The organism is Pseudomonas sp., assembly GCF_049653025.1.
Lineage (GTDB): Bacteria > Pseudomonadota > Gammaproteobacteria > Pseudomonadales > Pseudomonadaceae > Aquipseudomonas.
The window spans coordinates 851,118-871,912 of the sequence record NZ_JBASFM010000006.1 but is presented as its reverse complement, the minus strand read 5'-3'; the positions used below and the strand labels follow the sequence as shown (position 1 = coordinate 871,912).

Sequence of the window (20,795 nt, the reverse complement as noted above, 5' to 3'; positions counted from 1 at the left end):
TCCTTCGTCTTGGGGCTAGCGAAAAGGGTTTAGAGCGTTTGGTTGATGTGGTTGAGGAACGCCTGGATGGTGGCTTCATTGCGCTTGAAGAAATGCCATTGGCCGACCTTCTTGCTGCTGATCAGCCCGGCGCGCAGCAGGGTCGCCAGGTGTGCCGAGACCGTTGATTGCGACAGGCCGGTGCGCTGGTCGATCTTGCCGGCGCATACGCCGATTTCCAGCGGATGGTCCTGGTCGGCGAAGTAGGCCTGCGGGTCTTTCAACCAGTGCAGGATGTCGCGCCGTACCGGGTGGGCCAGGGCTTTGATCACTTCATCGAGGTCGATGGTCATGGGTATTCCAGGGGTTCGCTGTCGCCGTATCGCGATGGGGCGAACCTTATATCGGCATTGGGCGATATACAGATCGTTTGACCCGATAGTGATCATCAGCAGCGCTGATGTGTAAGCTCAGGGGATGAACTACCTCGCGCATCTACACCTCGGCGGCGACGCGCCGGCCCAATTGCTGGGCAGCTTGTATGGCGATTTCGTCAAAGGGCCGCTGGCCGGGCAGTGGCCGGCGGATATCGAAGCGGCCATCCGTCTGCATCGGCGTATCGATGTGTTTACCGACAGCCATCCGATGCAATTGCAGGCGCGGGCGCGTTTTGCTGTCGAGCGCCGGCGCTACAGCGGCATCTTGCTGGATGTGTTTTTTGATCACTGTCTGGCGCTGAACTGGGGCGATTACGCCAGCGAGCCGCTGCCGCACTTTACCGGGCGGGTTTACCAGGTGCTGGCAGCCGAGCCGCGCTTGCCCGAGCGCCTGGCGCTGATCGCGCCGCGCATGGCGGCGCAGGATTGGCTGGGCAGTTACCGCGAATTTGCCGTGCTGGAGCAGGTGATTGCGGGGATCGACCGACGTTTGTCGCGGCCGGGCTTGCTGATAGGCGGCCTGGCTGAACTGGAGCGGCTGTATCAGCCGCTGCTGGAGGATTTTCGCCAGTTCTATCCGGAGTTGCAGGCGTTCGTAGCCCGTGAGCGTGGACTCGCCAGTTAGGCGGCCTGGCTCTCTTCCTGGGGCACTTCTGCTGCGCCAAACAGCGCCTGGCTGATCGCCTGTTGCGCGGCGCGGGCCAGGGCGTTGCGGTTCAGTTCGCTGCTGGCAATCGGCGTCAGCAGCTGGATTTGCACTTCACTCAGCTCGCTGCCGAGCAGGCGCAGCAGGTGCGAGAGCATGTCGTCATCACCGATAAAGGGCGCGACGCTACACGGTTGGCCATTGCGCAGGTAACGGATGGCCACCGGTTGCACAGCTACGCCACTGTCGATCGCGCTGCTCAGCAGGCGGCCGTGAAAGGTGCGCAGGCCGAGGCCGTCGGTGGTGGTGCCTTCCGGGAAGATCAGCAGGTTACGCCCACGCTGCAAATGCTTGCCGAGCTGCTGGTTGAGTAGATTGCTGTCGCCCGAACCGCGGCGGATAAACAGGGTGCCGGCCTTGTGTGCCAGCCAGCCAGCCACCGGCCAGGTACGCACCTCAGCTTTGGACAGAAAGGACAGCGGGGTGAGCATGCCGAGCAGCGGAATATCGGTCCAGGACACGTGATTGCTGACCCACAGCATCGGCTGGCGCGGCAGCTCGCCCTGTACCTGCAAGCGGAATGGCAAGGCCGCCGCCAGGCGCGCGAGAAACCAGCGGGTCAGGCGCTGGCGGGTCGGCATCAGGTCGTGCCGGACCAGGCGTTCGAGCAGGGTGATACCCGCCGCCAGCAGGGTGCCGAGGCTGATCACTGCCATCAGGCGCGCCAGGCGCAGGTACAAACGCAATTTCTTCATCAAGCTCTCCAGCGGCAAAAACACAAACGCCGGCACTGTCTACAGAGTGCCGGCGTGTTGTGCAACCGTCCCCCGACCTGCTGTTAAACCGCAGCTTTGAAATGCCGTGCGTAGCGCGGGCAAAGTTCATCGCGTTTGAGCAGGATAAACACGTCGGCGACCTGGAAATCCTGATCCCAGCACGGCTCGCCGCAGATCTTCGCACCCAGGCGCATATAGGCCTTGAGCAGCGGTGGCATCTCGGCGATCACGTTGCTCGGCACATCCAGCGCCGGCAGCGGGTTTTTCGGTTCGGCGCGCAGGTGTTCGGTGCACAGGTAGCGTTCGCGCAGGCGCTGCATGATTGCCTGGGCCTGGATGCCGCCGTCCTGCATGGAGATGCTGGCGCAGCCCATCAGGTAGCGGTAACCGCCTTCGTTGAGCACTTCGGCCAACTCGCCCCAGAGCACGGCGATGGTCGCGCCGTTACGGTAGGCGGCGTCGACGCAGGTGCGGCCGATTTCCAGCACCGGCCCTTCGAGGTGCGGCAGGCCGTGCAGGCTGAATTCCTCTTCGCTGTAGAAGCGCCCCAGGCTGGCAGCCGCCTGGTGGTCGAGCAGGCGAGTGGTGGCGACCAGCTCGCCGCTGTTGAGATCACGCACGCCGATGTGTTGGCAGTGAATGTCGTAGTCATCCATGTCCAGACCCAGCTCGGCTCCCTTGAGCTTGGCATCGAACTCGGCGCTGAATACGCGAAAGCGCAGCGCCTGGGCTTCGCGCAGGGCGGCAGCGCCGTGTAAGCGCTCGGCCTGCAGGCGACGAGCGGGGGTAGTGCGGTCGCGGGTGATTGCCATCTGAGTCATGCCTGAGTCTCCGTTAGCCGGCTTTTTGCCTTGCAGCCGGTCGATCTTGTTGGGCAAGCTCAGGCTAAGTAGCACCAGTGTCACCTCAGTGAATCTTTGGTGATGCTTGTGTGACAGCCCTTTGCGCCGAATCACAAGGAGCCCGCATGCCCTGGCCATCGCTGTTGAAACAACCCGAACGCCTCCCGGTCGCCGGCCTGGAAAGCTGGTACGCCAGCCTGCTGGAGCGGATCGGCGCGCCGACGCCCTTCGAGTTGGCGCTGCGTGGCGGGCATCTGGCGGCGACGCCGGGGCTGGCGTTTCTCGCCGGTTATCAAGGCGCGTTGCGCGCGCTCTGGCCTTCCGCACCCTGGAGCCTGGGAGCGCTGTGCGTCACCGAAAATCGCAGCACGCGGCCGGCGGATATGACCACGCGGATCAACGCGTTGAGCCTGGATGGCCGCAAGGATTTCGTCACCGCCGCCGAAGCGGCTGACTGGCTGCTGGTGGCGGCGCGCGAGGATCAGCCGGGGCAACCGCCGCGCCTGGCCCTGGGCGTGGTGCGCAATGGCGCGCCGGGCGTGCGCATCGAGCTGCTGCCAGCCTTGCCGTTGATGCCGGATATCAGCCATGGCCGTTTGCACCTGCAGGATGCGCAGTGCGAGCGGTTGGCCGGCGATGGCTGGGATGCCTACGTCAAACCCTTCCGTACCCTCGAAGACACTCACGTGCTAGGCGCGATAGGGGCCTGGTTGTTGGGGGTGGCGCAGCAATCGGCCTGGCCGCAGCCGTTGCAATTGCGCCTGCTCGGCTTGCTCGGTGGTTGCGCCGAGATGGCGCGGCAATGCCCGAGTGCGCCGGCCAGTCATATGCTGTTGGCCGGCTTGTTCGCCCAGTTCGACAGCCTGCGCAGTGAGCTGGACGCGGCCTTTGCCAGTGGCGATGCGCATTGGGCGCAGCTCTGGCAACGCGACCAGGGCGTGCTGGCGATTGCCGGAAGTGCCCGTAATAAACGCCTGCAAAAGGCCCGCGAGGTGCTGGGGCTGAATCACTGATACGCATGCCGGTGCGGCTTGATCCAGATCAGTAAGCAGGGCCCGGTAGGTCGTTAAGCTCGCCGGCTTTCGGATGAGAGCCTGCCATGCGACGCGAACCCATAGTGCTGTTCGATAACGGCCAGCATCAATGCATGATGTTTGATGACCTGGTCAGCGGTGAGGGCGTGCAGTCCAACCAGTTTCTGATCACCGACAACGAGCAATACCTACTGCTCGACCCGGGCGGTGACCTGACCTACACGCCGCTGTCGCTGGAATTGTCCAAGTACATCCCGGTGCAGGACCTGACCTATATCTTCGCCTCGCACCAGGACCCGGACATCATCGCCTCGCTGGACAAATGGCTGCTGCATACCCGCGCGCAGGTCATTTGTTCAAAGCTGTGGGCACGCTTTCTGCCGCACCTGACCGCCAACTACCTGGCCCTGAGCCGTGGCATCAATACCTTTGACCGGATCATCGCGCTGCCCGATCGCGGCCAATCGTTTGCCCTGGGTAACTGCATGCTGAAAGCGGTGCCCGCGCATTTTCTTCATTCGGTGGGCAACTTCCAGCTGTATGACCCGGTGAGCAAGATCCTGTTCTCCGGCGATATGGGCGCCTCGCTGGTGGATGACGCCTACCCGGTCAGCGACTTCGTCAACCACGTGCCCAATATGCTCGGCTTTCACCGTCGCTATATGGCCAGTAACAAGGTCTGCCGGCTGTGGGCGGCGATGGTGCGCGAGATGGACGTGGCGATGATCGTGCCGCAGCACGGCCGGCCCTTTGTCGGCGCTGAGATGATCAATGCCTTCCTCTATTGGATCGAAAACCTCGAATGCGGCATGGATTTGATGGGGCCGGAGGATTACCGCCTACCTAAGTAGATGGACTGACTTTTCGCGCCGAATCGCCGGTTAAACCGGCGTGTTCGGCGCTGTTTGCCGTCATCGCTCGCATGCTAGGGTGCCGCCTTCGATCCCAGCAGAGGCGGCTCCATGTCTTTCACTCTATTTCCTGCGCGGCGGCTGATGCTGGCCTGCGCCTTCGGCCTGGGTTGCGCAGCGGCGCAGGCCGAGAACTGGCCAGGTGAAGACTGGGCCAGCCAGCTTGCGCCGCCCAGTGCCGCGCTCAGCGAACTGGAAAGTTATGCCTTCCCGACCCGCGATGACGCGACCCGCAAGGGTGTGCGCACCGACGCCCTGCTGGTGATCCGCGATGGTCAGGTGGTGTATGAGCGTTACGCCGCGCCGACCACTGCCGCCACCCCGCACCTGACCTGGTCAATGGCCAAGAGCCTGCTCGCCACTACTATGGGTGTGGCGTACGGCCAAGGGCGTTTCCGTCTGGATGCACCGGTGGCCGATTACTACCCGCCTTTTGCCGCGCATCCGCAGGTCAAGGTTGGCCACTTGCTCAACTGGGCCTCGGGTCTGGATTGGCAGGAAGACTATGAATACGCGCCACTGAAATCCTCGGTGGTGGCCATGCTCTACACCCGTGGCCGCAGTGATATGGCCGCCTTCGCCGCCGCACACAGCGCCGACGCTGAACCTGGGGAACGCTTCCGCTACTCCAGTGGCGATAGCAATGTGCTGTCTGCCGCGTTGAAGAATATGGTCGGTGCCGAGGCTTACGCCGATTACCCCTGGACCGCATTGTTTGACCCGCTGGGAATCAAGACCGCGGTCTGGGAGCGCGATGCCTCTGGCACCTTTGTTGGTTCTTCTTACGCCTACATGAGTGCCCGCGATCTGGCCCGCGTCGGCCTGCTGATGCAGCGCGATGGTCGTTGGGGTGAGCAGCAATTGCTGCCCAAGGCCTGGGTCGAGTTCAACCGCACGCCGTTTGCCAATTACCAGCCACAGGCCGACAAACCCGGCGAAGCGGTGCCGGGCGGTCAGTGGTGGCTGAACGCGGCTGTAGCTGGAGCAAGCAGACCCTGGCCGGATGCACCGGAGGACACCCTGGTGGCGTCCGGGCATTGGGGGCAGGGGCTGTACGTGATCGCCAGCGAGCACCTGTTGATTGTGCGTTACGCCGATGACCGTGATGGCAGCTTTGATCGCAACCACTTCCTCAAGTTGGTTCTCGCCGCGTTGGCCCAGGAGGTGCAGCCATGATTCGCCGTCGTCCGTTCAGTAGTCTGTTGCTGCTTATCCTGCTGTTGCTCGCCGCCTTGGCCTGGCAGAACCGCGCGCACTTGCAGGCCTTCCCCAGCATTATCGGAGGCTACTCGGCCAAGGAATATTGTTCGTGCCGCTACGTGGCGAACAACCCGGCCGACTACTGCGAGGCTTACGTCGCCCAGTATGTTTCGCTCTCCGGCTTCTTCGATGACCAAGCCAATAAGCGCGTGACCGCGCGCGGCCTGGGCAGCACGCAGAGTGCGCAGTGGTTGGGTCAACGTCAGGGCTGTCAGTTGTTGCCAAAAGCGGCGCAACTTCCTGAGTCTTAACGGCACAGGGGCGGCTGGCAGGGTTTGCAAGGCCCAGCCAGCCGGCTATGGTGGCGTCTCCATTCCCCATGCGTGAGACGCAATGCCCAGAGCGAACGGTTATGCCGCATAACGTCTTTCCCTGGCGGCGCGGTAACACGCTGACGCTGCTGATCGACGGGCCGCAGTTCTTTGTGCAGATGCTGGCGCGTATCGACGCGGCGCAGCAGCAGGTCGAGCTGGAACTCTATCTGGTGGAAAGCGGGGCCTGCAGCAGCGCCTTGTTGGCGTCGCTGTGCGCGGCGGCGCGGCGTGGTGTGGTGGTGCGCTGTCTGCTGGATGCCTTTGGCGGGCAGGGCTTGCATGCTGCGGATCGGCAGCTGCTGCAGGCGGCCGGCGTGCAGGTGCAGTGGTACAACCCGCTGCGCTGGAAGCACGGCGTGCGCAACTTCCATCGCGATCACCGCAAGCTGTTGTTGGTCGATGGGCAATTCGCCTTTGTCGGCGGCACCGGTGCCACCGATGAATTCTGGCGGCCCGAGCAAGACAGCAGCCGTTGGCACGAGGTTATGGTGGAAATCAGCGGGCCGCTGGTGGCCGACTGGCAGCAGTTGTTCGAGCGCCAGTGGCAGGCGAGTCAGGCCTGGATCGCCTGGCGACCGCGTATGCCGCTGCGCTTGAAGAGCCTACCGGCGCTGCCTGCGCTGGGCCAGGGGCTGGGCCGTGTTGCTTTTGCCGATGCGTCGCAGTATCGCGACATTCTGCTTTCGCTGGTGCGTGCCTTGCGTGGCTCCAAGCAGCGCATCTGGCTGGCGACGCCGTACTTCCTGCCGACCTGGCGCGTGCGCCGCACCCTGCGCCAGGCCGCCAAGCGTGGCATCGAGGTGCACCTGTTACTGGCCGGGCAACACACCGATCATCCACCGGTACGCTTTGCTGGCCAGCGCTACTACGCCAGCCTGCTCAAGGCCGGGGTGCGCATCTTTGAGTACCAGCCGCGTTTTCTGCACCTGAAGATGGTGCTGGTGGACGATTGGGTCAGCGTCGGCTCGTGCAATTTCGACCACTGGAACCTGCGCTTCAACCTGGACGCCAATCTGGAGGCGCTCGATCCGCAGTTTACCGCCAGCGTGGCGGCCAGCTTTCAGGCGGACTTTGCCCTGAGCGAGGAAATCACCCTGGCCGACTGGCGTGCCCGGCCTTGGTGGCGGCGCGTGCAGCAGTCGATCTGGGGCTCGCTGGATCAATTGCTGGTCAACCTGCTCGATCGTCGCCGCTAACCCGCACTTTTGTCGGGTGTGGCGATGCCGGGGCGCGGCTATGCTCGGCCGATAAAACCAATAAGGAAGCTGTCGATGCGCTGTCTGCCCTGGCTTGCTGTGCTGTTGTCTGCGCTGTTGTGCGGTTGTTCGACGCCTGGTGCGTTCTTTGGTGCCACCGAGGGTGAGGCGTTTCGCGAGCACGTGCTCAGTGATGAGGATCACGCCCTGGTGTACCTCTATCGCCCGCAAAGCGATTGGGCCGATCAGGAGCTGGAAGCGCCGGCGCTGTTTCTGAATAACCAGCTGATCGGCAGCCTGCCCAGCAACGGCTACCTGGTGCTGGAGTTCGATATCGCCAGTTATCAGCTGGAAATGCGCCGCCCGCTATTTGGTACGCACTGGACCTTCTTCGCCGACGGCCCGCTGGATTTCACCCTGATTAGCAGCTTTGCCCTGGATGCCGAGGCGGGTGGCATCTACTACCTGCGTTACGACGAGCTCAACCCACCGCCGGCCAGTGACCCGGCCGCGAGCCAGGGTGATGGCCCATTGCAGCTGGTGTCCAAGGACGTGGCGGCTACAGAAATCACCACAACCCGCGAAGTGCAGCCCTTCGAACGGATTGCCGCCAGCGGCGAAACCGAGCGCATGCAGCGCAGCTTCTGGCGCAAGGTCGGCAAGTCGCTGGACAAGATCGGCATCTAAAACGCAACGGGCCAGCGCAAGGCTGGCCCGTTACTGCAGCTTGAACATGGCCATTGCGGCCATGCCCTGACGCTTTTAAATCAACTCAACTGCGACCGCCGTAGCTTCACCACCACCGATGCACAGCGAGGCGATGCCACGCTTGCCGCCGGTGTTCTTCAGCGCGTTGATCAGGGTCAGGATGATCCGCGAGCCGGTGGAGCCGACCGGGTGGCCCTGGGCGCAGGCACCGCCGTAGATGTTGACCTTGGCGTGATCCAGGCCGTGCTCGCGCATGGCCAGCATGGTGACCATGGCAAAGGCTTCGTTGATCTCGAACAGATCGACATCGGCCTTGTTCCAGCCGGTTTTCTTCAGCAGGTTGCTCATGGCCCCGATCGGCGCAATGGTGAATTCGCTCGGGTCCTGGCTCTGGGTGGCGTGGCCGACGATTTTCGCCAGCGGCTTGAGGCCACGCTTGGCGGCTTCTTCAGCGGTCATCAGCAGCAGCGCCGAGGCACCGTCGGAAATCGAGCTGGCGTTGGCGGCGGTGATGCTGCCGTCCTTGCGGAACGCCGGCTTGAGGCCGGGGATCTTCTCCAGATTGGCGGTCAGCGGCTGTTCGTCATCCTTGATCAGTACGTCGCCCTTGCGGCTGCTGACGGTGATCGGAACGATTTCCGCATCCAGCGCGCCACTGGCAATCGCCGCCTGGGCGCGTTTCAGCGATTCGATGGCGTAGGCGTCCATTTCTTCGCGGGTGATGCCGTACTGGTCGGCGGTTTCCTGGGCGAAGGAGCCCATCAGGCGGCCGGTGCGCGCGTCTTCCAGTCCATCGAGGAACATATGGTCTTTGATCTCGCCATGGCCCATGCGCAGGCCGGTACGGGCCTTGGTCATGACATAGGGCGCGTTGGACATGCTTTCCATGCCGCCGGCGATCATCACGTTGTTGGTTCCGGCCTTGAGCAGGTCGTGGGCCAGCATCACGGCTTTCATGCCCGAGCCGCACAGCTTGTTGATGGTGGTACAGCCGGTGGCAGCGGGCAGGCCAGCATTCAGCGACGCCTGACGCGCGGGGCCTTGCTTGAGGCCGGCGGGCAGCACGCAGCCCATGATCACTTCTTCTACATCGGCGGCGGCAATACCTGCACGCTCAACCGCCGCGCGGATTGCGGCAGCGCCCAGATCGACGGCGGCGACACTCGACAGGCTGCCCTGGAAACCACCCATCGGGGTGCGTGCGCCGCTGACGATAACGATATCGGACATCGAAAAATTCCTCATGCTGAGCCAAACAAACGGGGTAACGACCCGTCGATTCTACTGCGTGACTAAAAATGGCCAAAGAGTCACGGGGAAAATCATTCTTTGGGTTGATTTGGCCGGGCGCGTAGCCCTCTAGATTGGCCGCACTGAAAAAACCGTGAAATAAGGTATCGCCATGCTGCAGACCCGCCTGATTGCCCCCGCCGACAACGCCCACCCAGCGCCCTTGTTGATCAAGCGCCTGCTGTTGTCCGGTGTTCGCTATGAAAAGACCCGCGAAATCGTCTACCGCGACCAGCTGCGTTACAGCTACGCCACCCTCAACCAGCGCATCGCACGCCTGGCCAATGTGCTGACCGAGGCCGGGGTCAAGGCCGGTGACACCGTGGCGGTGATGGACTGGGACAGCCACCGTTACCTGGAGTGCATGTTCGCTATTCCGATGATCGGCGCGGTGCTGCACACCATCAATATCCGCCTGTCGGCTGATCAGATCCTCTACACCATGAACCATGCTGAGGATAAGTTCGTGTTGGTCAACAGCGAGTTCGTGCCGCTGTACAAGGGCATCGAAAGCCAGCTGACCACGGTGGAAAAGACCCTTCTGCTCACTGATGCGGCCGATAAGAGCGCAGATCTGGGCAACCTGGTGGGCGAATACGAAGCGTTGCTGGCCGCGGCCAGCCCGCGTTATGACTTCGAGGATTTCGACGAAAACTCGATCGCCACCACCTTCTACACCACCGGCACCACCGGCAACCCCAAGGGCGTGTACTTCAGCCACCGCCAACTGGTGCTGCACACCCTGGCCGAAGCCAGCGTGCTGGGCAGCCTCGACAGCGTGCGCCTGCTCGGTACCAACGATGTGTATATGCCGATCACCCCGATGTTCCACGTGCACGCCTGGGGGATTCCCTATGTGGCGACCATGCTCGGGGTCAAACAGGTCTACCCGGGGCGCTACGAGCCGGACATGCTCTGCCGCCTGATCAAGGAGGAGAAGGTGACCTTCTCCCACTGCGTGCCGACTATTCTGCAGATGGTGATGAGCGCGCCAACGGCTCAGGGCCACGACTTCGGCGGCCTGAAGCTGATCATCGGCGGCAGCGCCCTCAATCGCTCGTTGTACGACGCTGCCAAGGCGCGCGGCATCCAACTGACGGCGGCCTATGGCATGTCGGAAACCTGCCCGTTGATTTCCTGTGGCCATATCAATGATGAATTGATGGCCGGTAGCGAAGATGAGCGCACCAGCTACCGGATCAAGGCCGGCGTGCCGGTTCCGTTGGTTGAAGCGGCGATCATGTCCGCCGATGGCAACTTGTTACCGGCAGATGGCGAAACTCAGGGCGAACTGGTGCTGCGGGCACCGTGGCTGACTCAGGGCTACTTCCGCGAGCCGGAGAAGGGTGCGGAACTGTGGCAGCACGGCTGGCTGCATACTGGCGATGTCGCGACCATCGATGACTTCGGCTTTATCGATATTCGCGACCGTATCAAGGATGTGATCAAGACTGGCGGCGAGTGGATTTCCTCTCTGGAGCTGGAAGACCTGATCAGCCGCCATCCTGCCGTGCGCGAAGTAGCGGTGGTCGGCATAGTCGATCCGCAGTGGGGCGAGCGCCCGTTTGCCCTGCTGGTGCTGCGTGATGGGCAGACGCTGGACGCCAGGGGCCTGAAGGAACACCTCAAGCCGTTTGTGGAACAAGGCAGCATCAACAAGTGGGCGATACCGTCACAAATTGCCCTTGTTACCGAAGTTCCCAAGACCAGTGTCGGCAAGCTGGATAAGAAGCGTATCCGCCTGGATATCGTTCAGTGGCAGGCCGCCGGCAGCCCGTTTCTCTCCACGCTCTAAGCGTTTTTACCGGGCACCCGCACGGGGTGCTCGGGTTTTCTACGAATGCCTTGAAACCGGCAAATTATCAGGCGTTTCGGGCATTTAGCGGCTGTCCTCGGTTGTGCGTTGGGACTGTTTCGGCTTATCAGGGAGCGTTCTGCTCCAGAAAATCTCCCCTGCTTTTTAGTGACTGATTGGTCAAACAAGCGTTTGGCTTGCTAATTGCTCTTCTCAGTCCATTCTTGGCTCGGCAGGCGATGGTAAAAGCGCCGAAACCTGCGGGCCAGAGTGCCTGGGGGCTGCAAATCACACTTTAGAGGGATCAAGCAGTAGTACCCGCTGGCTATAGTCCGCACCATCCATAACAAAAAAACACATGGAGTAGCGTCGATGACAAAAACAAAACAAACCTGGCGCCTGGCGAAACTGCCATTGGCCGTCAGCCTCGCATCCACTCTCGCCGCACCCGCGTTCGGCGTTACTTTCAATATTGGTGAAATCGAAGGCCAGTTCGACTCTTCGCTGTCGGTTGGCGCGAGCTGGTCGGTGCGTGGCGCGGACCCAGATCTGATTGGTTTCAACAATGGCGGTGACGGTCTTTCGCAGACCTCAGATGATTCCCATATGAACTTCAAAAAGGGTGAAACCTTCTCGAAGATTTTCAAAGGTATCCACGATCTTGAATTGAAATACGGCGATACCGGTGTATTTGTTCGTGGCAAGTATTGGTACGACTTCGAGCTGAAAGACGAAAGCCGTATCTTCAAAGATATCGACGATAGTCATCGTAAAACTGCAGCACAGTCGTCTGGTGCGCAAATCCTCGATGCCTTTGTCTATCACAACTATTCAGTGGCTGATCAGCCTGGCTCCGTGCGCCTGGGTAAGCAAGTCGTAAGCTGGGGTGAAAGTACCTTTATCCAGAACAGCATCAACTCGATTAACCCGGTTGACGCTGCTGCGTTTCGCCGTCCGGGTGCAGAAATCAAGGAAGGTCTGATTCCGGTCAATATGTTCTATGTCTCGCAGAGCCTGACCGAAAACCTGTCCATGGAGACTTTCTACCAGCTGGAATGGGATCAGACCGTAGTGGATAACTGCGGCACTTTCTTTGCGCAAGCAGATATTGTTGCAGATGGCTGCGATGGCAACCTGAACGTGTTGGCCAATGAAAGTGCCGTCAATGCAAGGTTGGGGGCGTTGACTCCTTTCGTCGTTCCTGGCCTTAAAGCTGTTGGTGCTAACTGGAGTGATTCCGGAGAAGGTGTAATCGTTCCTCGGGGTGGCGACCAGGATGCTCGTGACAGTGGGCAGTGGGGCTTGGCGTTCCGTTATTTTTTCGAGCCACTTGATACCGAGTTCGGTACCTATTTTATGAACTATCACAGCCGCACCCCGTTCTTTAACGGGCAGGCTGGTTCAGAAGCGGATTACAACGCAATTGGGCAGTGGGTAACCGCTACCTCTGCTGCAGTGAACCCTTTTATTCCCGGTGGTCTTCTGCAAGCTGTTGGCGCAATTGCTCCTTTGGCCCCGCTTGCAGCCGCGGGTAATGGTAATTACTTCATGTCCTATCCCGAGGACATAAAGCTCTATGGTGTTAGCTTCTCGACCACTCTGCCTACTGGTACGGCATGGGCGGGTGAGGTTAGTTATCGCCCGAATGCTCCCGTGCAGATCACAACGACTGATGTTCTCTATGCAGGCTTGAAGCCGCTTGGTGATTTGTCGACTCCGCTGGGTGGTGGCTTAACTCTGGGTAATGCTGTTTACGGCCCCGCGGGTATTGGCAACGTTTCGTTGTTAGATGGCAGCTTTGGCTCTATCGCCCGAGGCTATAACCGTAAGGAAATTACCCAGTTCCAGACTACGTTCACTCATTTCTTTGATCAGGTTATGGGGGCTAGCCGTCTGACATTGGTCGGTGAGATCGGTGTTGCACATGTTGGTGGCTTGGAAAGTACTGATGATGTTCGTTATGGGCGAGATCCGATTTTTGGCCCAGGGCCGCTGCCGGGTAACTATGTAACGGGTGGCGTGGCCTATCCCACTTGCAAAGGCTTGAACGTTTCTACCCTAGGTGGTAACGCCAATGCTGAGAATGTCAGCAAGTACTGTGAAGACGATGGTTTCGTAACCAGCACTTCCTGGGGCTACCGTGCTCGCGCCATTTGGGATTACCCGGATGTATTCGCCGGTGTGAACTTGAAGCCAAGCGTTTCCTGGTCGCATGACGTAGATGGTTATGGTCCTAACGGTCTGTTCGGCGAAGGCAACAAGGCTGTAAGCCTGGGCCTGGATGCTGAATACCAGAACACCTACACCGCCAGCCTGGCTTACACCGATTTCTTCGGTGGCAAATACAACACTTCGATTGATCGCGACTTCGTTGCGCTCAGCCTTGGTGTGAACTTCTAAGCAGACAGGATTTTGAGGAAGGCTATATCTATGAAAACAACAAAAAGTCTGCTGCAAACCGGTGCTCTAACACTGTCGTTGCTGGCCAGTGGTGTAATGGCGGCGGTCGCGCCGGATGAAGCGGCCAAGCTGGGCACTACGCTGACCCCAGTCGGCGCTGAGATGGCCGGTAATGCTGATGGTTCGATCCCAGCCTGGACTGGCGGTCTGCCAGCCACTGCGGGTACTGCTGATGCTGCTGGTTTCCTCTCGGATCCGTTCCCGAGCGAGCAGCCGCTGTTCACCATCACCGCGCAGAACGTTGGTCAGTACAAGGACAAGCTGACCCCAGGGCAGCTGGCCATGTTCAAGCGTTATCCGGACAGCTACAAAATGCCGGTGTTCGCTACCCATCGTTCGGCCAACCTGCCGGACAAGATCATCGCGGCTGCCAAGAGCAACGCGGTGAGTACCAAGCTGGTTGAGGGTGGTAACGGTCTGGAGAACTTCGACCAGGCCAACCCGTTCCCGATTCCTAAGGACGGTCTGGAAGCGATCTGGAACCACATCACTCGCTACCGTGGCGGCAGTGTGAAGCGTCTGGTCACCCAGGCGACTCCGCAGCCGAACGGTTCTTACAGCCTGGTTTATTTCCAGGATGAGTTCACCTTCCGTGGTGCGCTGAAGGACGCCGACACCAGCAAGGCCAGCAACGTGCTGTTCTACTTCAAGCAACGGGTAACTGCGCCGTCGCGTCTGGCGGGTAACGTGCTGCTGGTACACGAAACCTTGAACCAGGTGAAGGAGCCGCGTCTGGCGTGGCTGTACAACGCCGGTCAGCGTCGCGTGCGTCGTGCCCCTCAGGTTTCTTATGACGGCCCGGGTACCGCCGCCGATGGTCTGCGCACCTCGGACAACTTCGACATGTACAACGGTGCACCTGACCGTTACGAGTGGAAGTTGAACGGCAAGAAGGAAATCTACATCCCGTACAACAGCTACCGTCTGGACTCGCCGAAGCTGAAATACAGCGAGATCATCAAAGCTGGCCACATCAATCAGGATCTGACCCGTTACGAGCTTCACCGCGTATGGAATGTGACTGCAACCCTGAAGTCGGGTGAGCGTCATATCTATGCCAAGCGTGATTTCTACCTCGACGAAGATACCTGGCAAGCTGCTGCCATCGACCACTACGACGGTCGCGGTACCCTGTGGCGTGTGGCTGAGGCCCACTCGCAGTACTACTACGACAAGCAAGTGCCGTGGTACAGCATCGAGACCCTGTATGACCTGCTGTCCGGTCGTTACCTGGCTCTGGGTATGAAGAACGAAGAGAAGAGTGCTTACGAGTTCGACTACCCGGCGAAAGAAAGCGACTACACCCCTGCGGCCCTGCGCCAGGCGGGCGTTCGCTAAGCCTGTGTGACGCTGCATAAGAAACCGGCCTGCAAGGGCCGGTTTTTTTATGGCCTGCCATCCATGGCGGCCACCCTCCGGGCCGTTGCTGCGCAACGTTAAAAATCGCTCCCGGCGATTTTTTATGGCTCTGCATCCATAACGGCCACCCTTCTGGCCGTCGCTGTGCGACGTTAAAAATGGCTTCCGGCCATTTTTTATGTCTGTGATAAAGCCCGGCAAATGTTCAGTCTGTGTGAGCAATCGTGGCCGTTCGCCACAGGATTGCTCTCAGGGCTTCAAATGCGCGCGGCAAGACGCTAGTCTGCGGGACATTGGTAGTGCCTCTGCCTGACTACTACAAGAAACCGGCTGATGACTGATCTGTCTCCAATTCCTGGTTTAGTTTCTGCGCCCAGCGTGGTGGGTGGGCATTTCTATCGTCCGCCGTTGCCTGCCCGTTATGTGCCACGCCCGCGTTTGTGTGAGCGTTTGCACGCTGGCTTGGCCGGGCGTTTGCTGCTGGTCAGTGCACCGGCAGGCTTTGGCAAAAGTTCTCTGGCCATCGAGTTCTGCGAACACCTGCCCGAGCAGTGGCAGAGCCTGTGGTTGGGCCTGAGCCCGCGCGACAGTGATCCAGGTCGGTTCTTAGAGCGCTTACTCAGCGGCTTACAGCAGTTCTTTCCAGGGGTCGGCAACGAGGCGCTGGGATTGCTCCGATTGCGCCAGCGCCATCAGCCTTTCGCATTCGAGGAATGGCTGGACGGCCTGCTCGACGAGCTGGCACTGTGCCTTGATCCGCAACGGCCGCTGTTGCTGGTGCTGGATGACTACCATCTGGCCCAGGGCGCGGTGCTGGATCGCTGCCTGCAGTTCTTCCTCAACCACCTGCCTGCGGGCTTGCTGCTGTTGGTGACCAGCCGGCAGCGACCGGACTGGCATCTGGCGCGCCTGCGGCTTTCCCGCCAGTTGCTTGAACTGCATGAGCAGGACCTGCGCCTGACCGACAGTGAAAGCGCGAAATTGCTGGCCTTGCAAGGCAGCGCGCTGTCTGCCGAGGCGCTGGCCAACTTGTTGCAACGCAGCGAGGGCTGGGTGGCGGGCTTGCGTTTGTGGTCGCTGGCGGCCAGCCAGAATCAGGATGACGAGGGGTTAATGCGCCTGCCGCAGGCGGCCGAGGGTCTGATTCGCGATTATTTGCTGGAAGAGGTGATCGAGCATCAGCCCGCCGAGGTGCAAGCCTTCCTCTATGAAACCGCCAGCCAGGAACGTTTCTGCGCCGAGCTGTGCGACGCCCTGCGCGATGTCCATGACAGCGCGGCGATCCTGCGTCACCTGCAGGCGCACCAGGTGTTTCTGGTGCCGCTGGACGAGCAGGGCAAGTGGTTCCGCTACCACCATCTGTTTTCCGATCTCTTGCGTAATCGCCCGGCCACTGCACTGAGTCAGCCGGCCGCCGGTATGCACCTGCGCGCCTGTCGCTGGTTTAGCGCGCAGGGGCTGCTGGATGAGGCGATCGAGCAGGCATTGCGCGCCGGCCAGCCGGATGTGGCCGCCAATCTGGTGCAGAACCTCTCCGAAGAGCAATTGTTGGCCGAGCAGAATGTCGCCACCTTGCTGCGCTGGAAGATGGACTTGCCGGACAGTTTGCTGACCAGCACGCCGCGCCTGATCCTGCTGTACGGCTGGGCGTTGGCGCTGGCCTGTCAGCTGGATGCCGCCGAAGAGCTGCTCGGCCAGTTGCAACGTTTCCTGCCCGCACGCGATGCCGCTGAGCAGCAGGCTTTGCTGGCGCAGTGGTTGGCGCTGAGCGGGGTGATTGCCCGTGGCCGTGGTGACAGTACTAAGGCGCAGGCGTATTGCAGTGAGGCCCTGAGCTGTCTGCCGCTGGAGCGCTACGGCCAGCGCCTGATGTGCCTGTCGAGCCTGGCCAACCTGGCGATCGTGCATGGCGACCTGTGGCGTGCGCGGGCGTTGAATCGCGAGGCCCTGGAGCTGGCGCAGCGGGTGGCTAACCCCTTGTTCGAAGCGTTGGCGCATTACGACCGTGCCCGGGTGTTACAGGCGCGTGGCGAGGTGCTGCGGGCGCTGGATGAAGTGCGTCAGGGCTTGCAGCGCTTGGCCACGTTGCCTGCGCAGCGTCAGTATGCGGTGCGCGGTCGCTTGACCCTGTACGAGGGCCATCTGCTCAACCTGCGCCTGCAGCCGCAGCAGGCCCGCCAGCGCCTGTTGGCCGGGATTGCCGAAGCGCGCAGTTGCCGCGATATCAGTGTGCTGATCGGTTATTGCGTATTGGCCAGCTTGGAAGGGCGCGAGGGCAATCTGCCCGAGGCGTTTGCGCAGTTGGCCGAGGCCGAGCGGCTGATGCATATCTGGGATATTCCGCCGATCTACTACCTGGCAATGATTACCCTGACCAAATGCGAGCTGTGGCTGCGCCAGGGCCAGGTGGAGCTGGCTGGCGTCTGGCTAAGCCGTCTGGTCGATGCTTACGGTGGTGAGCAGGCCGCTGCTGCACCGGAGTTTCATCCGCAATTGCCGCTGCATATCCAGTTGCACCTGGCTTCTTTCGAGCGCTTGCAGGGCCAGCAGGAACAGGCTGAGCAGCGTTTGCGTGCGTTGAACCAGTTGGCGCAGGATACCGGCGGGCAGTTGCTCGGGGTGATTGCGCAGATGCAATTGACCGGGTTGCTGCGCGATGACGGCCGCGAACGTGAGGCCCAGCAGCAGCTACGCAATGCCTTGTTGGCGGCGGCCGGTGGCGGCTTGCTGCCCTTTCACGGCGTGCTGGTGCAGCAGCCCGAGTGGCTGCGCGAGCAGTTGGCGGTGCAGGACCCGAGCCCACTGGTTACGGCCCTGTTGGCTGTATTGCCGACGGCTGAGCCGGCGGCCAGCCAGGAAGACTATGCCGCGGTGGTCGATGCCTTGAGCGCTCGCGAGTTGTCGGTGCTGCAGCTAATTGCCCAGGGTTGCTCCAACCAGGAGATCAGCGAGAGCTTGTTTATCTCGCTGCACACCGTGAAGACCCACGCCCGCCATATCAACAGCAAGCTCGGCGTCGAGCGCCGGACGCAAGCAGTAGCACGGGCCAAGAGTCTGGGTTTATTGCGCTGACTCAGCCGGTACGGATAAATCCAGCGGACGTGCCTTCGGCGTGTTCGGTGCGGCTGCCGCTGCCGCCAGTTTGCCCTGTACATCGGTCTGAATGCTCAGCAGCACCGGCTGCAGTTCACGCATGTTCTGCTGCACTTCGGCATAGGCGTGCTGTTGCGCCAGCTGTTCGACGCGTTGCAGCAATACCTCGCGCACATCGACGCTCAGGTGAATAAACAGTTCAGGCATTTGCTTGCTCAGCTCGGCGCTGTAGAGCACCAGTTCCTCGCGGTCGAACTGCTTGGTCAGGCCCAGGTAGTCCAGCGCGCTGGAGGTCAGCATGGCGGCGGCGGCCTTGGTCTCGTGCAGGCCCTGCAGGCGCACCGGGTTGCTCTGTTCGGTTTGCGACAGGGTCATCCAGAACTCGGTGGTGAGGGTGAACAGCACCGCCTGCTGGCGCAGTGAATAGCTCATCAGGCCCAGCGCCTCGGCGGCGTACGGCTGCTGCACGGCGCGGAAGTCGAAGTACAGGCGCATCAGCTCCTTGAGGCGAAACAGCGCTTCGCGGGCCTCGTTCTGCCGTAGATCCAACGACGCGTAGATATTCAGCTGCGGGCGGAAATTCTCCTCACTGACCATGCGCTGGTAGATCGGCCCGGTGAACTCGCCACTGCGCCGTGGCAAGGCGTTGGCCTGGGTGCTGTCGACCTTTTTCAGGGCCTCCAGCAGCTGCTGGTAATCGGCGCTGTTCCAGGGTTTGTGGATGTCCGGGATCTTCTGCCCGAGGTAGAACAGCTCGGCAGCCTGCACGGGTGACAGCAGAACCAGCAAAAGGATGGCCAGCGGTAGGCCGAGACGGCGTGTTAGCGTGTTCAGCACAACAATAATCCTGCGGCTATGGCGTTCAGAGTAATCAACTGCAGAGTAACCAGCTTGCTCTGTTACGTCACCCGCGCCTTGGTTGGGAACTGGCCATGCAACAGGCATTAGCCGAACTCGGTGCTGTGCGTGCGGTATTCGAGGATCTGGGTGGTTACGGTGCGGTGGCGCAGCAGCAGGAACAGGACGGCGACGGGCCGCTGATCGGCCATCTGCAGCGCACCAATATTCAACTGGCGGCGATCCCGGTATTTGCCCGCAAGGGCCTGGCCGAGACCACGGTGAATGACCTGCTGGCGGCGGCCAATGTGTCGCGCCGGACCTTCTACAAGTACTTCGAGAACAAGATGCAGGTGCTCGAAGGCATCTACCAGACGGCGGTGTCCCTGCTGCTGTCGCGTTTCAGTGAAATGCAGAGCAGCGCCGGCAGCCCGCAGGCCTGGCTGAGTGCGATGGTCGGGCGTTATTTCGATTATCACCTGGCGGTCGGGCCGATCATTCGGTTGATGCAGGAAGAGGCCCTGCGCGCCGACTCGCCGCTGGCCGCGCACCGCCAGCGTGCGCATGCGGAGATGGCGCGGCTGCTGGCCGAGCGTTTGCACGGCGACACTCGCCCGGCCGAGCCGCTGACTTACCGCGCCCTGATCTGGGCTATGGAAGCCGCCTCGCTGGAGCTGCTCGGCCGCGCGGCCAGTCGCGCCGAGATCGAACAGGCCAAGCGGGTGCTCAGCGAGCTGTTGATCGCCTCGCTCTGCAGCGCCTCCAGCTCAACCTAGGTTAGGCGTCAGCGGGGATTAGGCATGCTCTGATAGGGCGGATGCGTCTTTCCCATAACAACAATCTAGAGGTGCCTGCATGTCTGCTTCCAGTCTCCCGCTGACGCCACCACTGGCGGCCGGCTTCGCCCGTTTGGGCTTCGGTGCCTTGCCGTTGGAAAACCTCAAGGCCCGCTACGGCAACGCTGCCAGCGGCTCACGCTATATCGAGCTGGATGGTTTCAACCTGCACTACCGCGATGAGGGTAGCCGCGACAAGCCGGTGCTGGTGCTGATCCATGGCGTGGTCGCCTCCCTGCACACCTGGGATGACTGGCTGCCGGCCTTTGCTGCGGATTACCGGGTTATCCGCTTCGATGTGCCGGGTTTCGGTCTGACCGGGCCGGCGCGTGATGGCGTGTATTCGGCCGAGCGGATGATCAAGGTGTTCGGCCTGCTGCTCGATTACCTGAACGTGAGCAAGGCCTCGATTGTCGGTAATTCCCTGGGCGGCTATATCGCCTGGAACTTCACCTTGGCGCAGCCGCAGCGGGTGGAGAAACTGGTGCTGATCGACCCGGCCGGTTATCACATGCACAAGGTGCCGTGGATGATCGCCTCGGCCGCCTTGCCCGGTTCGACTGTGGCCATGCCGCTGTGGATGCCGCGGGCGCTGATCGCCCAGGGCATCAAGGAAGTCTACGGCGAACCGGCGCGGATCAAACCCGGCGTGGTGGACCGTTATAACGATCTGAGCCGGCGGCCGGGCAATCGGCGGGCGATGATGGAGATCTTCCGCGTGCTGCTCAAGGTCAATAAACAGGAACTGCATACCACCCCCGAGCGGGTCGCGCAGATTCAGGCTCCGACCCTGCTGCTGTGGGGCGAGCGCGACCGCTGGATTTCGCCCAAGCATGTGCCGCTGTGGCAGCGCGACCTGCCGGGCATCCAGGTGAAAATCTATCCAGGTGTCGGGCATATTCCCATGGAGGAAATTCCGCAGCAGAGCGCGGCGGATACCCTGCGTTTTCTGCAGGGCTGACAGGGCCCGATCGCGATGGCAGCAGCCGTCGCGATCAGTGAAAAATAGAAGAATAAAAAAG

General features: G+C 61.2%; 18 protein-coding genes. 13 read left to right on the top strand and 5 right to left on the bottom strand.

What is annotated here, in order from left to right; all coding sequences use genetic code 11:
- Positions 1-29 precede the first annotated feature (29 nt).
- Entirely contained in the window at positions 30-332 is a 303-nt protein-coding gene (locus WBK23_RS07085) for an ArsR/SmtB family transcription factor (RefSeq protein ID WP_424483250.1), read from the bottom strand.
- A 124-nt stretch (positions 333-456) separates the two neighbouring features.
- Between WBK23_RS07085 and WBK23_RS07080 the strand changes: the two genes are divergently transcribed.
- Entirely contained in the window at positions 457-1,041 is a 585-nt protein-coding gene (locus WBK23_RS07080; RefSeq protein ID WP_424483249.1) for an ACP phosphodiesterase, read from the top strand.
- Here the strand turns inward: WBK23_RS07080 and WBK23_RS07075 are convergent.
- Together WBK23_RS07075 and olsB are read right to left on the bottom strand one after the other, a co-directional pair.
- Positions 1,038-1,817, bottom strand: coding sequence for a lysophospholipid acyltransferase family protein (locus tag WBK23_RS07075; RefSeq protein WP_424483248.1), 780 nt, complete (start codon positions 1,815-1,817; stop codon positions 1,038-1,040). The two genes, WBK23_RS07080 and WBK23_RS07075, sit on opposite strands and share 4 nt — an antisense overlap.
- An 83-nt stretch (positions 1,818-1,900) precedes the next feature.
- A complete protein-coding gene (gene olsB / locus WBK23_RS07070) occupies positions 1,901-2,659 on the bottom strand; it encodes an L-ornithine N(alpha)-acyltransferase (protein WP_424483247.1) in 759 nt (252 codons plus the stop codon).
- Positions 2,660-2,805: 146 nt separating this feature from the next.
- On the opposite strand from olsB, the gene WBK23_RS07065 reads away from it, so the two are divergent.
- The 6 genes from WBK23_RS07065 to WBK23_RS07040 all read left to right on the top strand — a co-directional run bounded on the left by WBK23_RS07065 (position 2,806) and on the right by WBK23_RS07040 (position 8,082).
- Positions 2,806-3,693 (top strand): acyl-CoA dehydrogenase, encoded by an 888-nt coding sequence (locus WBK23_RS07065; RefSeq protein ID WP_424483246.1) that lies wholly within the window; start codon positions 2,806-2,808, stop codon positions 3,691-3,693.
- A gap of 86 nt (positions 3,694-3,779) precedes the next feature.
- On the top strand, positions 3,780-4,565 hold the full coding sequence (locus tag WBK23_RS07060; RefSeq protein WP_424483245.1) for an MBL fold metallo-hydrolase: 786 nt from the start codon (positions 3,780-3,782) through the stop codon (positions 4,563-4,565).
- Between the two features lie 144 nt (positions 4,566-4,709).
- Positions 4,710-5,801 carry a serine hydrolase domain-containing protein gene (locus tag WBK23_RS07055; protein WP_424483307.1) on the top strand — a complete coding sequence of 364 codons (1,092 nt, stop codon included), beginning with the start codon at positions 4,710-4,712 and terminating at the stop codon, positions 5,799-5,801.
- Positions 5,798-6,136 (top strand): amidase, encoded by a 339-nt coding sequence (locus tag WBK23_RS07050; protein WP_424483244.1) that lies wholly within the window; start codon positions 5,798-5,800, stop codon positions 6,134-6,136. The genes WBK23_RS07055 and WBK23_RS07050 overlap by 4 nt, the downstream gene beginning before the upstream one ends.
- Before the next feature lie 101 nt (positions 6,137-6,237).
- Entirely contained in the window at positions 6,238-7,395 is a 1,158-nt protein-coding gene (locus WBK23_RS07045) for a phospholipase D-like domain-containing protein (RefSeq protein WP_424483243.1), read from the top strand.
- A 75-nt stretch (positions 7,396-7,470) separates the two neighbouring features.
- The gene (locus WBK23_RS07040; RefSeq protein ID WP_424483242.1) at positions 7,471-8,082 is read left to right on the top strand and encodes a DUF2846 domain-containing protein; all 612 of its coding nucleotides are present in this window, start codon (positions 7,471-7,473) and stop codon (positions 8,080-8,082) included.
- A gap of 75 nt (positions 8,083-8,157) precedes the next feature.
- Here WBK23_RS07040 and WBK23_RS07035 read toward each other — a convergent pair whose 3' ends face one another.
- Positions 8,158-9,333: a thiolase family protein gene (locus WBK23_RS07035; RefSeq protein ID WP_424483241.1), complete on the bottom strand. Its 1,176-nt coding sequence runs from the start codon at positions 9,331-9,333 to the stop codon at positions 8,158-8,160.
- Between the two features lie 172 nt (positions 9,334-9,505).
- Here WBK23_RS07035 and WBK23_RS07030 point away from each other — a divergent pair, with 172 nt between their 5' ends.
- The 4 genes from WBK23_RS07030 to WBK23_RS07015 all read left to right on the top strand — a co-directional run bounded on the left by WBK23_RS07030 (position 9,506) and on the right by WBK23_RS07015 (position 18,079).
- On the top strand, positions 9,506-11,188 hold the full coding sequence (locus tag WBK23_RS07030; protein WP_424483240.1) for a fatty acid--CoA ligase: 1,683 nt from the start codon (positions 9,506-9,508) through the stop codon (positions 11,186-11,188).
- 372 nt (positions 11,189-11,560) lie between these two features.
- A complete protein-coding gene (locus WBK23_RS07025) occupies positions 11,561-13,588 on the top strand; it encodes a DUF1302 domain-containing protein (RefSeq protein ID WP_424483239.1) in 2,028 nt (675 codons plus the stop codon).
- A gap of 30 nt (positions 13,589-13,618) precedes the next feature.
- Positions 13,619-14,986 (top strand): DUF1329 domain-containing protein, encoded by a 1,368-nt coding sequence (locus WBK23_RS07020; RefSeq protein WP_424483238.1) that lies wholly within the window; start codon positions 13,619-13,621, stop codon positions 14,984-14,986.
- Positions 14,987-15,340: 354 nt separating this feature from the next.
- Positions 15,341-18,079, top strand: a complete 2,739-nt coding sequence (locus tag WBK23_RS07015) for a LuxR C-terminal-related transcriptional regulator (protein ID WP_424483237.1) — start codon at positions 15,341-15,343, stop codon at positions 18,077-18,079.
- Here the strand turns inward: WBK23_RS07015 and WBK23_RS07010 are convergent.
- Positions 18,068-18,934, bottom strand: a complete 867-nt coding sequence (locus WBK23_RS07010) for a hypothetical protein (RefSeq protein ID WP_424483306.1) — start codon at positions 18,932-18,934, stop codon at positions 18,068-18,070. The genes WBK23_RS07015 and WBK23_RS07010 overlap by 12 nt on opposite strands.
- Before the next feature lie 98 nt (positions 18,935-19,032).
- Here WBK23_RS07010 and WBK23_RS07005 point away from each other — a divergent pair, with 98 nt between their 5' ends.
- Together WBK23_RS07005 and WBK23_RS07000 are read left to right on the top strand one after the other, a co-directional pair.
- Positions 19,033-19,713: a TetR/AcrR family transcriptional regulator gene (locus WBK23_RS07005; protein ID WP_424483236.1), complete on the top strand. Its 681-nt coding sequence runs from the start codon at positions 19,033-19,035 to the stop codon at positions 19,711-19,713.
- 79 nt (positions 19,714-19,792) lie between these two features.
- Complete coding sequence (locus WBK23_RS07000; RefSeq protein ID WP_424483235.1) at positions 19,793-20,734, top strand: alpha/beta fold hydrolase; 942 nt, start codon at positions 19,793-19,795, stop codon at positions 20,732-20,734.
- Positions 20,735-20,795: the final 61 nt, after the last annotated feature.

Excerpts from the sequence above, each read along its gene's own strand:
- WBK23_RS07085 (WP_424483250.1), bottom strand. The coding sequence starts at position 332 with ATGACCATCGACCTCGATGAAGTGATCAAAGCCCTGGCCCACCCGGTA.
- WBK23_RS07080 (WP_424483249.1), top strand. The coding sequence starts at position 457 with ATGAACTACCTCGCGCATCTACACCTCGGCGGCGACGCGCCGGCCCAA.
- WBK23_RS07075 (WP_424483248.1), bottom strand. The coding sequence starts at position 1,817 with ATGAAGAAATTGCGTTTGTACCTGCGCCTGGCGCGCCTGATGGCAGTG.
- olsB (WP_424483247.1), bottom strand. The coding sequence starts at position 2,659 with ATGACTCAGATGGCAATCACCCGCGACCGCACTACCCCCGCTCGTCGC.
- WBK23_RS07065 (WP_424483246.1), top strand. The coding sequence starts at position 2,806 with ATGCCCTGGCCATCGCTGTTGAAACAACCCGAACGCCTCCCGGTCGCC.
- WBK23_RS07060 (WP_424483245.1), top strand. The coding sequence starts at position 3,780 with ATGCGACGCGAACCCATAGTGCTGTTCGATAACGGCCAGCATCAATGC.
- WBK23_RS07055 (WP_424483307.1), top strand. The coding sequence starts at position 4,710 with ATGCTGGCCTGCGCCTTCGGCCTGGGTTGCGCAGCGGCGCAGGCCGAG.
- WBK23_RS07050 (WP_424483244.1), top strand. The coding sequence starts at position 5,798 with ATGATTCGCCGTCGTCCGTTCAGTAGTCTGTTGCTGCTTATCCTGCTG.
- WBK23_RS07045 (WP_424483243.1), top strand. The coding sequence starts at position 6,238 with ATGCCGCATAACGTCTTTCCCTGGCGGCGCGGTAACACGCTGACGCTG.
- WBK23_RS07040 (WP_424483242.1), top strand. The coding sequence starts at position 7,471 with ATGCGCTGTCTGCCCTGGCTTGCTGTGCTGTTGTCTGCGCTGTTGTGC.
- WBK23_RS07035 (WP_424483241.1), bottom strand. The coding sequence starts at position 9,333 with ATGTCCGATATCGTTATCGTCAGCGGCGCACGCACCCCGATGGGTGGT.
- WBK23_RS07030 (WP_424483240.1), top strand. The coding sequence starts at position 9,506 with ATGCTGCAGACCCGCCTGATTGCCCCCGCCGACAACGCCCACCCAGCG.
- WBK23_RS07025 (WP_424483239.1), top strand. The coding sequence starts at position 11,561 with ATGACAAAAACAAAACAAACCTGGCGCCTGGCGAAACTGCCATTGGCC.
- WBK23_RS07020 (WP_424483238.1), top strand. The coding sequence starts at position 13,619 with ATGAAAACAACAAAAAGTCTGCTGCAAACCGGTGCTCTAACACTGTCG.
- WBK23_RS07015 (WP_424483237.1), top strand. The coding sequence starts at position 15,341 with ATGACTGATCTGTCTCCAATTCCTGGTTTAGTTTCTGCGCCCAGCGTG.
- WBK23_RS07005 (WP_424483236.1), top strand. The coding sequence starts at position 19,033 with ATGCAACAGGCATTAGCCGAACTCGGTGCTGTGCGTGCGGTATTCGAG.
- WBK23_RS07000 (WP_424483235.1), top strand. The coding sequence starts at position 19,793 with ATGTCTGCTTCCAGTCTCCCGCTGACGCCACCACTGGCGGCCGGCTTC.